This is a genomic window from Nocardioides sp. (assembly GCF_964229035.1).
Taxonomy (GTDB): Bacteria; Actinomycetota; Actinomycetes; order Propionibacteriales; family Nocardioidaceae; genus Nocardioides.
In genome coordinates, this window is the sequence record NZ_CAXRAZ010000025.1 from 79968 (window position 1) to 94368 (window position 14401).

General features: G+C 71.9%; 15 protein-coding genes. 10 read left to right on the top strand and 5 right to left on the bottom strand.

Annotated features, from left to right (window positions below):
- The first annotated feature begins 43 nt into the window (after window positions 1-43).
- Together ACERUN_RS08045 and ACERUN_RS08050 are read left to right on the top strand one after the other, a co-directional pair.
- A complete protein-coding gene (locus tag ACERUN_RS08045; RefSeq protein ID WP_370289350.1) occupies window positions 44-1630 on the top strand; it encodes a deaminase in 1587 nt (528 codons plus the stop codon).
- Window positions 1631-2230: 600 nt separating this feature from the next.
- Window positions 2231-2518, top strand: coding sequence for a hypothetical protein (locus ACERUN_RS08050; RefSeq protein ID WP_370289351.1), 288 nt, complete (start codon window positions 2231-2233; stop codon window positions 2516-2518).
- A gap of 22 nt (window positions 2519-2540) precedes the next feature.
- On the opposite strand, the gene ACERUN_RS08055 is transcribed toward ACERUN_RS08050, so the two are convergent.
- Window positions 2541-3620, bottom strand: coding sequence for a hypothetical protein (locus ACERUN_RS08055; protein ID WP_370289353.1), 1080 nt, complete (start codon window positions 3618-3620; stop codon window positions 2541-2543).
- Between the two features lie 128 nt (window positions 3621-3748).
- Here ACERUN_RS08055 and ACERUN_RS08060 point away from each other — a divergent pair, with 128 nt between their 5' ends.
- Window positions 3749-4021 (top strand): hypothetical protein, encoded by a 273-nt coding sequence (locus tag ACERUN_RS08060; RefSeq protein ID WP_370289355.1) that lies wholly within the window; start codon window positions 3749-3751, stop codon window positions 4019-4021.
- On the opposite strand, the gene ACERUN_RS08065 is transcribed toward ACERUN_RS08060, so the two are convergent.
- Window positions 3961-5253 (bottom strand): MFS transporter, encoded by a 1293-nt coding sequence (locus tag ACERUN_RS08065; protein ID WP_370289356.1) that lies wholly within the window; start codon window positions 5251-5253, stop codon window positions 3961-3963. The genes ACERUN_RS08060 and ACERUN_RS08065 overlap by 61 nt on opposite strands.
- 80 nt (window positions 5254-5333) lie before the next feature.
- Here ACERUN_RS08065 and ACERUN_RS08070 point away from each other — a divergent pair, with 80 nt between their 5' ends.
- From ACERUN_RS08070 to ACERUN_RS08090, 5 genes are all read left to right on the top strand, one after another.
- Window positions 5334-5618, top strand: coding sequence for a type II toxin-antitoxin system Phd/YefM family antitoxin (locus ACERUN_RS08070; RefSeq protein ID WP_370289357.1), 285 nt, complete (start codon window positions 5334-5336; stop codon window positions 5616-5618).
- Window positions 5619-5789: 171 nt separating this feature from the next.
- Window positions 5790-6485, top strand: coding sequence for an ABC transporter ATP-binding protein (locus tag ACERUN_RS08075; protein ID WP_370289358.1), 696 nt, complete (start codon window positions 5790-5792; stop codon window positions 6483-6485).
- Window positions 6478-8850: an FtsX-like permease family protein gene (locus tag ACERUN_RS08080; RefSeq protein ID WP_370289359.1), complete on the top strand. Its 2373-nt coding sequence runs from the start codon at window positions 6478-6480 to the stop codon at window positions 8848-8850. Before ACERUN_RS08075 ends, ACERUN_RS08080 begins: the two co-directional genes overlap by 8 nt.
- Before the next feature lie 82 nt (window positions 8851-8932).
- Window positions 8933-9394 (top strand): hypothetical protein, encoded by a 462-nt coding sequence (locus ACERUN_RS08085; RefSeq protein ID WP_370289360.1) that lies wholly within the window; start codon window positions 8933-8935, stop codon window positions 9392-9394.
- A 32-nt stretch (window positions 9395-9426) separates the two neighbouring features.
- Entirely contained in the window at window positions 9427-10416 is a 990-nt protein-coding gene (locus ACERUN_RS08090; RefSeq protein ID WP_370289361.1) for a hypothetical protein, read from the top strand.
- A gap of 25 nt (window positions 10417-10441) precedes the next feature.
- On the opposite strand, the gene ACERUN_RS08095 is transcribed toward ACERUN_RS08090, so the two are convergent.
- Window positions 10442-11284, bottom strand: a complete 843-nt coding sequence (locus tag ACERUN_RS08095; protein WP_370289362.1) for an SDR family NAD(P)-dependent oxidoreductase — start codon at window positions 11282-11284, stop codon at window positions 10442-10444.
- A gap of 213 nt (window positions 11285-11497) precedes the next feature.
- On the opposite strand from ACERUN_RS08095, the gene ACERUN_RS08100 reads away from it, so the two are divergent.
- Both ACERUN_RS08100 and ACERUN_RS08105 read left to right on the top strand, forming a co-directional pair.
- Window positions 11498-12340 carry an alpha/beta fold hydrolase gene (locus ACERUN_RS08100; RefSeq protein WP_370289363.1) on the top strand — a complete coding sequence of 281 codons (843 nt, stop codon included), beginning with the start codon at window positions 11498-11500 and terminating at the stop codon, window positions 12338-12340.
- Window positions 12341-12405: 65 nt separating this feature from the next.
- Entirely contained in the window at window positions 12406-12987 is a 582-nt protein-coding gene (locus ACERUN_RS08105) for a TetR/AcrR family transcriptional regulator (protein ID WP_370289365.1), read from the top strand.
- Here ACERUN_RS08105 and ACERUN_RS08110 read toward each other — a convergent pair.
- Window positions 12980-13747, bottom strand: a complete 768-nt coding sequence (locus ACERUN_RS08110) for an isocitrate lyase/phosphoenolpyruvate mutase family protein (RefSeq protein WP_370289366.1) — start codon at window positions 13745-13747, stop codon at window positions 12980-12982. The genes ACERUN_RS08105 and ACERUN_RS08110 overlap by 8 nt on opposite strands.
- A 318-nt stretch (window positions 13748-14065) precedes the next feature.
- A complete protein-coding gene (locus ACERUN_RS08115) occupies window positions 14066-14386 on the bottom strand; it encodes a helix-turn-helix transcriptional regulator (RefSeq protein ID WP_370289367.1) in 321 nt (106 codons plus the stop codon).
- Window positions 14387-14401: the final 15 nt, after the last annotated feature.

Here is a 14401-nt window from a genome sequence, read left to right on the forward strand (position 1 = left end):
TCGAGAGAACGAGTACAGGGCTGACCCGAAGAGGAGCACCCCTATGGAGGAGACCGAACAGCCTTCTGCTGACTCTCGAGGACGGTCGCATACCGGGCCTCTCGGTGTCGCCGCCGCCGACGAGCGCCGTGAGCTGTTCGTGCTCCTCGTCTCTGCGATTGGCACACCTGTCAACGATGTCCAGACCGACCTAGAGGCGGCATTCCGGGCGGTCGGGTACACGCCGCGGTCGGTTCGGATCAGCCAGCTTCTTGACGCGACATCAGGGGAAGAGCGGCCTGAGGAGACCTGCCAGACCGAGTGGCTCATGGACCTCGGCGACCGGCTGCGTGAGAACTCAGGAATCCAAGGGGCTGCAGCGATGCTGGCCGTCCTGCAGATTCGCGCGGACCGTGCGAGAAGCAATCTCGGCGAGGACGGCGTCAACGTCGACAGGACTGGTGTGGTGACGATCATCCGATCAGCCAAAAGGGCTGAGGAGGTCGACTTCCTTCGGAACATCTACGGATCAAGGTTGCTGGTCATCGGCGTCTCTCAGGCGGAGGGGAAGCGGCGAGAGACACTCGCTGCCCGGCTCGGTCGTGAGCGAGATGAGTCCGATGGAATCTCGAGCGTGGCGCTGGCTGACAAGCTGCTTCGACGTGACGAGGAGGATCCGGACAACGACTGGGGACAGAGTCTCCAAAAGGCCTTCGGACGTGCGGACGCCTTTCTCTGGATCCGTTCAGGTCACGCAACTAGGGGCCAGGTGACGAGACTCGTCGAACTCTGGTTTCAGCAACCCTTCATGACCCCGACCCAAGACGAGCAGGCGATGTATCACGCCAGCGCTGCGCAGTACCGCTCGGCGGCAGCGGGCCGGCAGGTCGGAGTGGCAATCGTTGATGGTGAGGGCGAAGTGCTGGTGACTGGCACCAACGAGGTCCCGAAGCCCGGGGGCGGCCAGTACTGGACGAATGACTCGCCCGACTACCGCGACTTCAAGCTCAGCGTCGAGACCAACGACATCGGAAAGCGGGATGTGATCCAAGACGTGCTTCGACGTCTCAAGGCTAGCGGCTGGTTGTCCGACGTGCCTGCGGGACTGGATGACGTGGCACTCGTCGATGCCGCCATCGCGAAAGCCGGACCCTTGGACGGCGCACGGGTCACCGACCTGATCGAGTTCGGACGAATCGTCCACGCCGAGATGGCTGCGATCTGCACGGCCGCGCGTCGGGGAACACCTCTCCGTGGCTCCACGCTTTACACCACCACATACCCGTGTCACGAGTGCGCTCGCCTGATCATCGCCTCCGGGATCACCCGCGTGGTCTACATAGCGCCCTACGCGAAGTCCCAGGTCAGGATGCTCTTCAGCGACCTGGTGAGCCACACGCCCAAGAGCGGCAATGGCAGCTCGGTGGTTGAGATCGTTCCGTTCGAGGGCGTCGCGCCGGAGATGTTCCCGACGGTGTTCCGCATGGGGAGCCGGAATCGTCTGCCGGACGGCACCTTCGAGTCTTGGACTCCGAGCCCACCGACGTCGCGAAACCAAGCCATCGTGCCGACGCTCGGCGATGAGGGTGCGGCTGTTGCCGAGTTCGCGCAGACCTCGTTTGGGCAGGCGTGGCTGGGCCAAGGCGAGTAGCTGAAGTGGTATACGTACGGGTAGGAGTGTCGGTCCCTTACGATTCACTTCTACCGCGGGTCGAAGCCGAACATGGAGCTCTCCTCAGAGCTTCTGGGAACTGTGACTCATCCCAATGGGACGGAAAGACACCATGAGCAACGATCGGTCAGCCATCAACGCCGCACTGCGCCAGCAGCTTCGCAAGGCATCGGAGCAGAGCCAGAAGCAGCCGGCTTGGACCAAGCGACAGATGCCAGCGATCACAGCGAGCCTCGCGAAGGCGAGTGCCAAGCCGAAGCAAGCCTGACTGGCAGCCGAGATCTCTGACTCGCGCCTTCACAGCGAGCCAGAACGTCATCGACGTTCGGCGGTCTGGGGCTGGTGCACGGACCGGTGACACTGTCACCAATCGGTGCAGCAGTCCCGAGACCTGAGGGATGTGGCCCCTGCCCTGCTCGCGCAGGTAGGGCAGCGCGGCCTGGGTGACCCACAGGGCAGCGAAGACGTTGGTCTCGAGCCGGGCGCGGGCCTCGGACTCGGTGAGCTGCTCGATGAGGCCGAAGTGGGCGTAGCCAAGCCGGCGTTGTTGACCACGACTTCCATGCGTCCGAAGTGCTCGTGGGCCTGCTTCACCGCGGCGAAGTCGGCGTCGCGGTCGCAATCGCTGCCGGCGGCGGCATCTCGTGGCTCTACTCGTACTTCGCCGCGTCCTCCGACGTCGGCATCTTCTGGCTCGGCCCGATCCTGGGCGTGCCCGGCAGCATCTGCGCGATCATCGGCTACCGCGGCCGCCTGCGTGAGATCCGCAGCACGCGGCCCCCCGACGCGCGCCACTACCCGTGGCTGTTCGTCGGGTGGCTGCTCGTCGCCGCAGCGACGCTCGTGCCGCCCTACGCCTCGGCCTGAGCTCCCGACCCTGGCCCTGGGCTCACAGTGGCAGGGCCCCTTCGACGAGCAGCGACACGGGCGCGTCGGCGTCCGAGGTGGAGGGGACGGGGATCTGCGGGCTCGCGGCGACGCACCGCCACTGCTCGACCGTGCACCTCAGCACCTGCTGGGACACGGTCACCTCCTCGCCACCGAACTCCTCGTCGGCACCGGTGGTGCCGCCGATCCCCCAGAAGGTCCGATCGTCGATCCAGCCGACCAGGGCGAAGGAGTCGGCATCGAGCTCCAGAGGCTGGGGTCGGCCGGTGCGGGCGTCGTACACGATCGGCGGGGGCGAGCTGGTGGTGAGGTCGAAGAGCCAGCGTCGATCGGGTGACAGCGCGCCGACGCCGTCCAGGGTGGAGGCGCCGGGCCGTCGCCGTTCGCCCTCGCTGCGGACGCCGACGTGGAAGCCGTCGCGGAACAGCGCGGTGTCGGCTCCGGGGAAGGAGTCGACACCGTCGGAGTCCTGGGTGACCTCGGCCCGGGCGCCGGTGGCGATGTCGATGCTCGCGCGGTCGAAGAACACGGTCGTGTCGCTCACGCCCTGCAGGAGCGGGGTGGTCTCCTCGTACAGGTCGGCGAGGTCGGCGCCGTCGTCCGGCTCCTCGTCGGGGGTGCGGTAGCGCTGCTGGCCCGTGCGGGTGTCGAAGACGGCGACCTGCGCGACGTGCGTGCCGTAGGAGTCGGTGGGTCCGCGGGATGCGTCGACGACGGCGAGGGTCGAGCGGTCGGCGGAGATCGCGATCTCGCTGCGTTCCAGGTCGCGCACCCGCCGAGTCGTGCCGGCGACATCGGTGAAGCGCAGGGTCGAACCGCGCAGCCAGTAGGCGCCGGTCGGGGCGACGACGAAGGAGTCGACCGCCCCCGGCAGCGGCACCGTGCGGTCGCCGACGTGCAGCGTGCCGTCGGCCAGCCACGCGGGAGCCGACGCCTCCCACTCGCTGCTCCCGACCGGGAGGCGGAACGGCGCGGCTCCCGCCCCGGCCTCCTGGCTGCCGCAACCGGCGAGCACAGCAGCCGCGACCGTCAGGAGAACGGTGAGGAGGGAGCGGACGACGACGTCCCGAGACCGGCGCATCGGCCCATCATGCCGCGGTGAGGGGATGTGGGGCGCTCCTCTGGTTTCGACCTGGCGAGCAGGGGCATACCTGCCAGGGTCGCCGGCCGACGGTGCTGCGACGATCGGGCGTCGAGCGAGAGGGAGTCATGACGCAGGACGGAGGGGTCTTCTCCGACGGGGCGGCCGACGAGGTCGGTGGTGCGTCGGGCGACGGCACAGTAGGCCCAGTCGGCGCGGAGAATCTGGACGACGCCGCGATCCAGGCGGCTCAGGCGGCCCAGGAGGCCGAGGCCGGCGCCAACCGGGCCTGGATGCACTCCTTGCGCGACCAGATGACCGACGCCCTCCACGACATGCGTCAGGTGGCGGCCGACGAGGAGTCCGGCTCAGCCGGACGATTGCCCGACGCCGACGGCTGAGCGGCCCGGAGCAGCACGGCCGCGACGGCACAGGAACCCCCGGCGACCGCGAGGGTGCTCGTCGTCCCCGCTACCGAGGCGAGCAGACCGCCTGCCAGCGCGGCCAGGGGGACGCTGCCCGCCGCGATGAGGGTCGCCAGGCCGGTGACCCGGCCGAGCAGTGCTGGCGGCGTCCGCTGCTGGCGCTCGGTGACCGCGGTGACGTTGTAGGCCATCGACCCGGCGCCCAGTGTCGCGGCACCGGCCCCCGCGAGCGCCAGCTCCGCTCCGGTGCCGAACGGGTCGAGACCCGGCGCGGCGGCGATCGCCACCAGGCCGAGACCTCCCAGCACTGCGGCGACCACCAGGCAGGGCCAGGCGCCCCACCGCGCGCGAGCGGGTTCCAGGAGCGCACCCCCGCCGAGGGCGCCGACGGCGAAGATCGTGAAGAGCCATCCGTACGCGGCGTCGTCGGCGCCGATCGTGGTGACCACGTGGACGACGAACACCCCCTGCAGCACGCCGGTGGCGGCGGCGAGCAGTGCCGTGCTGATGGCCAGGACCCGCACGGTGGGCTCGCGTGCGGTGAAGCGCAGCCCCTCGAGGATCTCGCCGCGCAGCGTCGTCCGCGTGGGGGCGGAGCTGGTCGAGGAAGAGTTGGTCGGCGCCGGGACCCTCGGCAGCGCCAGCAGGGCGGCCACCGCGACGGCCATGGCTGCGGTCTGCACCGCGAGCGGCGACGACGCCGCGAGGGCGAAGAGGGTGCCGCCGAGTGCCGGGCCGATGAGCGAGGCCGTGACCAGGGTCGTGGACTGCACGGCTCCGTTGGCGCGGGGGAGGTCGTCGTCGTCCACGAGCGCTGGGACGAGGGCCGGTGCCGCCGTGCGGGATGCGACGGTCGCCGCGCCCTCGGCCAGGGCGGCGAGGAGCAGCAGCGGCACCGTGAGCGCATCGGCCACCACCAGGGCCGTGGTGGCGGCGGCGAGCGCGGTGCGCACGGCCGTGGCGGCCAGCAGCATCCGCCGGCGGTCGACGCGGTCGGCCAGCGCCCCCATCGGCAGCCCGAGGAGGAGCCAGGGCAGGCCGAGCGCCACCGGCAGGAGCGCGACCACGCGGGGGTCGTCGGTGCGTTGCAGCACGAGGAGGGGGAGGGCTGTGGTGGCGATGCCGTCGGCGAGTCCCCCGGCCGCGCTGGCGGCGAGAAGGGCGCGGAAGGGGTGGAGGCGGGGCTGGGTGGCGGGAGAGGTGCGCATGGGGTGCCGTTCCGAGAAGCGACGTTATGTACAGAACGTACATAATGTGCCGAATGTGCACAACGGCGTAGGCTGAGGCGGTGCGCGAGATCCCTGTGACCGATGCCCGAGCGCAGCTGGCCGAGCTCGTCAACCAGGTCGCCTACGGCGGTGAGGCCGTGGTGCTGACGCGCCACGGGCGTCGTCTGGTCGCCCTCGTGCCAGTCGACTCCCTCCCGCAGGAGCAAGGCGCGGACGCCGAGGCGGGCGTCGTCCTCGACCTGGGCGGGGGCGGGCGGTTGACCACCGTCGACGACGTGCCTGCGGCCGCCCGCCAGCAGGAGGGCCCTCCGGCGGCGCCGGGCCCGGGAGACCACCGGGGGTGAGCCGAGCCGGCGCCGTCCGGACCGCGGGGGAGCCGTTCGGTCTCGCCGCAACCGGCTCATCTTCCTGCAGTGCAGAAACCTGCAGCGCTGGGTCGAGGACGGCGGACTCCCGCTGCCCCTAGCGTCCGCCACGTATCCGAGGGCACCCACCCCCGTCTCGGAAGGTGACCGATGCTTCGAAGCGACGACCTCCACTTCTCCTACGACGGCAACGTCGTGCTCGATGGTGTCGGGCTGGGTGTCGACCGCGGAGAGACCGTCGCCCTGGTCGGGCCCAGCGGTTCAGGGAAGTCGACCCTGCTCTACTGCCTCGCAGGGATCCTCGTACCGGCGCACGGTTCGGTCGTCTTCGACGGCCAGGTGCTCGGTGAGTTGGACGAGAAGGAACGCACGCTCCTGCGCCGACGCTCCTTCGGTTTCGTGCTCCAGTTCGGCCGGCTGATGGCGGACCTCACGGCCACCGAGAACGTCAGCTTCCCCCTGCGGCTCCTCGGGGTGAAGCGGGCAGCGGCCGAGGCCGCCGCGCGCGAGGCACTGGACGCCGTGGGCCTCGCCGACCGCGGCGAGCGCCGCGCCGCCACGCTCTCCGGTGGCGAGCAGCAGCGCGCCGCCGTGGCGCGCGCGCTCATCCACGAGCCTGCGGTGGTGTTCGCCGATGAGCCGACCGGTGCACTCGACACGGCCAACGGCGCCGTCGTGATGGATGCGCTGCTCTCGACGGCCCGTCAGCGCGGCGCGGCCGTCGTCCTCGTGACGCACGACCCGGCGATCGCGGCCGGGGCGGACCGGCGCATCCACCTGCGCGACGGCCGCATCGTCGACGGCGAGCGGGCTGGCGCAGGAGTGGGCGCGCGAGGCCATGGCTGAGAGGTCGGCCGCGCCTCGCACCGGGCGCAGCCTCGGGATCGTCTGGTGGGTCGCAGCCCGCGGCCTCGTCGCCGAACGCGCGGAGACGACGATCCGTCTCGTCGTCGGCGTGGTCGCCGTGCTGGTGGCCCTCGCCGGTGCGGCGATGCACCCGACCGCCCTCGTCCGCAGCCAGCACACCGCGGCCGGTCTGCTGCCCGTCGCACCTCCCGAGGCGCACAGCGCGGGTGTCCTCGTCGTCCAGACCGACGACTACTACCGGCGCGACCCGATCCGGGTGCGGACGACGGCGCTGGTCGGCGCCCCCGTCGCGGACGCACGCCTGCAGCTGAGGATGCCTCCGGTGGGTGGGCTGATCACCTCCCCTCGGATGCGCCGCCTGCTGGGCACCGATCCCGTGCTCGCCCGCCGCTACCCGGGCCCGGTCGTCGGGGTCGTCGCGGACGACGGCCTGCGGGGCCCGCGCGAGCTCGTGGTCTGGCGCACCGTGCCGCCCGAGCAGATGCCCGCGGACGCCGGCTGGTTCGATCCCGCCGCGGCCCGCAGCTCGGGCGACATCGCCACGCTGGTGCCCACCGAGCTGCGCTTCGCCTCCAGCATGCTCATCGTGGGTTTCCTCGTGCCCCTGCTGGCGTTGCTCGGCGTGGTGGGCACCCTCGGTGCCGCGCGCCGCGAACGACGGCTGGCCAGCATGCGACTGGTCGGGATGACCGATCGGGAGGCCCGCGCCTCGGCGGCGCTCTCAGCAGCCTTGGCGGCGGCGCTGAGCGCCGTGGCGGCGTGGGCGTGCTTCGAGCTCCTCGTCCCCGTCGTCGCGCCGCGGCTCCCTGTCGAGGCGGGGGTCTGGCCCGACGACGTCCGACTCCCCGTCGTGGCGCTGGTCGTCGTCCTCGTGGCCTTCCCGTTGCTGGCCGCAGCCGCCACCTGGCTCGGGTTGCGCAGCCTCGTCACCAGCCCGCTCGGCGTCGAGCGTCGCTCTCGCGCGGCCCGCGCGCGCCGTTGGCCCGCCGTGCTGCTCTCGGCCGGCGCCGTCGTCCTGGGCCTGCTGGTCACGGGAACGGTGGAGGATCGCGTGGTCCGCTCGAACCTCGCGCTCCTCGCGGCGGTCCTGCTCATGGTCGGTCTCGTCGCCACGCTCCCGCCGCTGGCCGCGCTCGCGGCGCGTCTGCTCGCGCGACGCACCTCGGGGCTGGGCTCGCTCGTCGCGGCTCGGTCGATCATCGTCGACCCCGCGCGAGCGACGCGCTCGGCGGTGGGCCTCTCGCTGCTCGTCTGCGCGGCCGGGCCGCTGCTCGTGTTCTTCCCGCTGATCGCCGACACCGCCTCCAGTGACCTGTCGCGCCTGGGGCGCCTGGTCGGCGACGACACCCTGCTGGCCACGACCGCCCCGCTCGACGGCCCCCGCCCGGCGGCCGGCGTCCCGGCGGCCGGCCCGAGCGGGCGCGCGCCTGCGCACGCGGTGACCGAGGACGCCGCTCGCGACGATGCGATCGCCGCCGCCGTGAGCATCGACCTGGTGCCGCTGCAGTCCACGGCCGGCGAGCCGTCGGAGCTGATCGTCGGTGTCGTCGACTGCGACCGGCTGGAGACCATCACCCGGATCCCCGCGACCTCGTGCGCCGGCGGCCTCGCAGTAGCCCCCCAGCGTCTGCAGGGCACTTACGCGGCCTACCGCGAGTCGTCGATCGGGGACGACGGCCGGATCGTGAGGACGCCCCTGGGCGAGCCGGTGACGCTCGACATCGCGCCGACCACCTCGCGTCGCCTCGAGGTGCTCTACGACGGGCTCGCTGTCTCGCCGGGTCTTCTGCTGCCGCGCTCGGCGCTCGGGCCGACCCTGCCGACCGGGGGCTTCGCCCGCCTGACGCTGGCGCGGCCGCGACCCGGGATGCTCGAGGAGGCGCGGACCCGCCTGGCTCGCGCGAGCGACGGCGAGGCGCTGAGCATCGGGGAGAAGTACGCGATCGCCACGCGCACCACGCGGGACTTCCGTGCGATCACGGCGGGAGCCGGGTTGCTCGTGGTCGTGATCGCGGCGCTGACCACGGCGGTCACCGCTCACGAGCAGGTGCGTCGCGGCGAGCCGGAGCGGCGCCTGCTCTGGGTCTCCGGCGCCGACGGCGCCGTCGCGCGTCGCACGGTCCTCGTGCAGACGCTGGTGCCCGCGATGCTCGCACTCGCCCCTGCCGTCGCCATCTCGCTGGGCCTGACCTTCGAGCTCGTGACTCTGCTCGAGACGGCGCGGGTCTCGGTGCCCGTCGGCGCGGTGCTGACCGTGGCGGCGCTCGGGCTCGCGGTGACCGCAATGGCCGGACAGGCCGTCGTCCGGCTCACACCTCCGGTGGGGATCGCCCCCACCGAGTGAGCCCGCTCCCCTTCCTGCACGCCCGACCACCACCCGACCCGCCCGACCCGCCGCACGGACCGCACGAGAGGAACCTGACGAGATGAAGCACAGCAGCGTGGGAGAGGTCCCGACCAGGGCGGCCCGGCCTCGGACGATCCTCGCCTCGGTCCTGGTCCTGGCGGGTGGCCTCGCGGTCGCCGCATGCGGTGCCGATCCCGACGAGCAGCTGAGGGATCCCTCGGCGAGCGGCGCCGCGGCAGCGGTCAGCCAGTTCGTCGAGGCCCTCGACTCCGACGAGCCCCAGGGGGCGTGCTCGCACCTGTCGGCCGAGGCCCAACGCGCCCTCGAGGCCGTCAGCGGTGCGGGCGACTGCGTCACCGCGCTCGGCAAGGTCGGATCCGGATCGGAGGCGGACGGTCTTCGCGCGGTCGCCGAGGACGACATCGACGTCCAGGGCGAGCGGGCGGAGGTCAGCGGCGAGGAGGCCGACCGCATCGCCGAGCTGCTCGGACTCGAGACCCTGCGGCTGCACCGGGTCGACGACCGGTGGGAGATCGGGTGACCGGCCAGGAGCGCTCTCGGCGGCGCCGGTCGGTGACGACCGTCCTGCTCGTGCTGGCGGTCGCGACGGGTTCGTTCGCTGCGGCGTCCTGGGGATTGTCGAGGTTCGCGGACGGCGGTGAGGACGACGTCGTCCGCGTGCGCTTCGCGGCGCCGCGTCTTCCCGAGCGAAGCCTCACCGCGCCGAGGAGCGAGGGCTCGGTGGCCTCTGCCCTGCGTCTCGCGAGCGCGCTCCCGGGTGAGATCGGCCGCGTGCGCGCCGCGTGTCTGCAACAGCAGGGCCGCGACGAGCTCGACCGGGCCCTGCGCCAGCGGCGGCAGCCGGCGCGACCCGAGCTGACGCAGCCGCTGACCGTGCTGCCCATCGAGTTCGGTCCCTCGAGCTCCGCCGAGGCCCGCCGTTTCGGCTTCGCCGGCACCGCCGTGGCACTGGACGAGGGAGAGGTGGGCGCCGTCGTCTCGCGCGATCCCGTCTACGACCGCCTCGCGGAGCGCTGCGACGGATGGATGTACGAGCGGGCCCGGGGTCTGCAGGAGGCGCAGGCGAGCGCGTCGCGCTTCTCCGAGGTCGTCGACGGCGCGTTCCACGACGAGTTGGTCAGGCTGCTGGACGACGCGATCGAACGCCGCCTCGACTGCGTGCGCGTGCGCTACCCGGCACTGCCGAGCTGGTCGGCCCTCCAGCAGATGAACGAGGACGAGCTGCTCGCACGCCTGAGGATCGTGCCCGGCCGGGTGCTGCGCGGCGGCGGGCTGGCGCCGTCCGAGCGCCTCGTGCCGGTCGGTCGCGTCCGAGTCTTCGCCCCGCTCGGGCGGGACCGCTACCGGCCGAGCGCCGCCGAGGTTCGTTTCGCCACCGCGTTCGCCGATTGCGCTCGGCGCACGGGCTTCGAGCGGGCCCTCGCTGCAGCCACGCCGCGGGCCGTCGTCTCGATCGAGACCCGATTCGGCGTCCGAGCAGACCGGCTGCGACGTGACGTCACCGCGCTACTCGCGCGCCTGCAGGTGCGGGCTCGGCCGTGAACCGGACCGCGGGGTCGGATGCGGCTCAGGCGAGACCGGTGAGGCGCAGCGAGGCGTCCCACAGCCCGTCGATGAGCCGCTGGTCCTTGGCCTGCTTGCTCTCGAGGCCGTCGGCGGTGAAGCGGCTGTAGTACCGGCCGTCGATCGCGGGATCGGCGCCACGGGCCGCCAGCGCCACGAGCGGCGCGGCGCCGCTGGCGACGCTGATGGTGCCGAAGCGCTTCAGCGGTGAGCGGTAGAGCAGGCCGATGAACCACGAGTCGCGGCCGAACGAGCTGCCCACCGGGCCGGGGTGCACGGCGGCGGAGACGACGCCCTCGGCGCCCCATCGCTGGGAGATCCCGCGGGTGAAGAGGATGTTCATCAGCTTGCCGGTGCCGTAGGCCACGAACTCGCTGCGGCGCACGCGGTCGAGGTCGGCGAGGTTCACCCGGCCGATGTTGTTGGCGATGCTCGAGGTGTTCAGCACCAGCGAGCCCTCGCCCGAGGTGAGCTGCGGCTTGAGCAGGTGGGTGAGCAGGAACGGCGCGAGGTGGTTGATCTGCAGGTTGGGCTCGTGGCCGTCGGCGGTGGTGCGGGTGGGCGCGAAGGTGCCGCCGGCGTTGTTCATGAGGACGTCGATGCGCGGCGCCCGCTCGGCGATCTCCCCGGCGAGGCGGCGCACGTCGTCGAGGCGCGCGAAGTCGGCGACCAGCGGCTCGGAGCCCACGGCCTCGGCGATGGGCGCGAGCTTGGACGCCGAGCGACCGGTGACCAGCACGGTGGCGCCGCGCGCGTGCAGCACCTTCGCAGCCTCGGCGCCGATGCCGTCGCTGGCGCCGGTCACCACGATGGTCGTCCCGGTGAGGTCCTTGCTGGAGTCGCTCATGGTCCGAGGGTGACAGACGGCGACTAGCGGGCAGGGCCCGGATCGGATCGCGGGCGGAGCCCGGATCGGATCGCGGACGGTGGGCACCGGGGGCGGGCCGTCACCTGATGTTCCCGGCCTGGACCCTTGCGCCGAGAACGTGCGTTCTCTACGGTGGTCGGCAGGGGAGAACGACCGTTCTCCTCGCTCCCCCCACCGAGAGGTCGACCTCACATGGGCACCATCACCGTTGGCACCGAGAACTCCACCGACATCGAGCTGTACTACGAGGACCACGGCACCGGGCAGCCGGTCGTCCTGATCCACGGCTACCCGCTGAACGGCACCAGCTGGGAGCGCCAGTCGCGCGCGCTGCTGGACGCCGGCTACCGCGTCATCACCTACGACCGCCGCGGGTTCGGTGCGTCGTCCAAGGTCGGCACCGGCTACGACTACGACACCTTCGCCGGCGACCTCAACACGCTGCTGACCACCCTCGACCTGCGCGACGTCATCCTCGTCGGCTTCTCGATGGGCACCGGCGAGCTCGCCCGCTACGCCCGCCTGCACGGCACCGAGCGCGTGGCGAAGTTCGCCTTCCTGGCCTCGCTGGAGCCGTTCCTGCTGCAGCGCGACGACAACCCCGATGGCGTGCCGCAGGACGTCTTCGACGGCATCCACGAGGCCGCCTACACGGACCGGTTCGCGTGGTTCACGCAGTTCTACAACGACTTCTACAACCTCGACGACACCCTCGGGAAGCGCATCAGCGAGGAGGTCGTGCGCGCGAACTGGGCCACTGCCACCGCGAGCGCGCCGGTGGCCGCCTACGCCGTCGTGCCGACCTGGCTCGAGGACTTCCGCCCCGACGTCGAGGCGGTCGCCGCCTCCGGCCTGCCGACGCTGATCCTGCACGGCACGGCCGACAACATCCTGCCGATCGACGCCACCGCGCGCCGGTTCAAGGACCTCGTGCCGCAGGCGCAGTACGTCGAGGTCGAGGACGCTCCCCACGGTCTGCTCTGGACCCACGCCGACGAGGTCAACGAGGCGCTGCTGAGCTTCGTCCGGGGCTGATCCTCCGGGCGATGATGCGTACCCACCGGGAGAACAACCGTTCTCCCGGTGGGTACGCTGATGCCATGGAACCGGCCGTCGACAGCGCGCGTACGCGCATCGTCGCCGCTGCCGACGAGCTCTTCTACGGTCGCGGGATCGGCAAGGTCGGTATGGACGCCGTGCGCGACGCCAGCGGTGTGTCGCTGAAGACGATCTACCGCGAGTTCCCGTCCAAGGAGGACCTCGTGCTCGCGGTGCTCGAGCACCGCCACGGCCTGTGGACCCGCGGCATCGACACCGCGGCCGCCACCGCCACCGACCCCCGCGCGCGTCTGCTCGCCATCTACGACCACCTCGCCGTGTGGTTCGCCGAGAGCGACTTCCGCGGCTGCGGCTTCATCAACGCCTTCGGCGAGCTCGGCGCCGCCCATCCGCGGATCGCGGACGCCGTGCGCGGCTACAAGTCGACCTTCCAGCGCTACGTCGACGACCTCGTCGCGGACGCCGGCGGCCCGGCGTCCCTCGGCCCGCAACTCGCGATCCTAGCCGAGGGCGCGCAGACCACCGCCGCCATCGCGGGCACGCCGGACGCGGCCGCAGCAGCGCGTGCTGCGGCCGTCGTCCTCATCGACGCGGCCTGCGGCGACCAGCTCGGGACTAGTTGAGGATGCGCATGGACGACGGCACGCCGCCGCCGTCGTGCACGGCCTCGACCAGCTCGGCGAGCGCGGTGAGCGCCACGTTCTGCGCCATCGGGCCGTAGGACACGCGGGCGACCCCGAGCTCCTGGAGCCGCGCCAGGCTCGGTGTGCCGGGGATGCCGATGGTCGTGAGGCGCTGCGGGCCGAAGGCGTCGACGAGCGTGCTGATCTGCCCCTCGTCGAGCTTGCCCGGGACGAAGACGACCGGCGCGCCGGCCTCGAGGAAGGCCTTGCCGCGGGCGACGGCCTCGGCCAGTGCGTCGTCCACGCCCTTGACGAAGGCGTCGGTGCGCGCGTTGAGGACGAAGTCGGGCACGCCGGCGTCCTTTGCGGCCTCCATGACGGCCTCGACCTGGGCCGCGGCCTCGGCCAGCGGGCGCATCTGGTCCTCGAGGTTCGCGCCCACGACGCCGACCTCGATGGCGCTGCGGATGGTGGCGGCGGGGTCGCCGTAGCCGCCCTCCAGGTCCGCGGTGACCGGCAGGTCCGTGACGGCGATGATGCGGCGGATCTCCTCGATCATCTCGGCGACGGGGATGTTCTCGCCGTCCTCGTAGCCGCGGCTGGCGGCGATCGAGTGGCTGGCGGTGGCGAGCGCGAGTGTGCCCGGGATGTCGGCGACGACCTTGGTGGAGATCGAGTCCCACACGTTGACGACGGTGAGCAGCTCGGGAGCGCGGTGGAGATCCAGGAGTCGGGTGGCCTTGTCGGCGGTGCTGGTCATGGGTCGAGCCTGGCACCGCGGTGGTTGGCGGTCTGCTTCCCCCGGGACCTCGAGGGAGGTCTCAGCGTGACGACGTCGGCGTTAGACAGCGACGGTGTGGACCGGGCGGCCGCGCTGGACAGCAGCGTCCGCCGGCAACCCCACTGAACAGCATGCCGGCAGGGCGTCGTCCACGCGGTGGAGCCGAACTGCTCGACCGAAACTCGTGCTACTCGCATGAAGCTTCAGCCGACCAGCACGAGATTCACCGGTGCACCGGTGAATCTCAGCCTCGAGCCGCACGCCCCCGGGGAGGCGAGGCAGGGCCTGGAGCAGGCGTCAGTCGAAGATGCCGAGGAGGTCCTTGATCGGGATGTCGCTCTCGGCGGGGTGGCGCAGGCGGCGGTGGGGGTGGAGGCGGTACTCGTTGCGACGGCCGACCTTGACCTTGGTGAGGTAGCCGCCCTCCTCGAGGTCGCGCACGATCGCCTGGGTGGCGCGTTCGGTGATGCCGACGGCTTCGGCGATGTCGCGCAGTCGTGCGCTGGGGTCGCGGCTCAGCGCCACGAGGACGTGCCCGTGGTTGCTTAAAAAGGTCCACCCGCGCTCGGCGGCCTGCGCCGCGGGCACCGTTGCTCGGTCGGCGACTCGATCCGTCACAGGACCACCCTACCT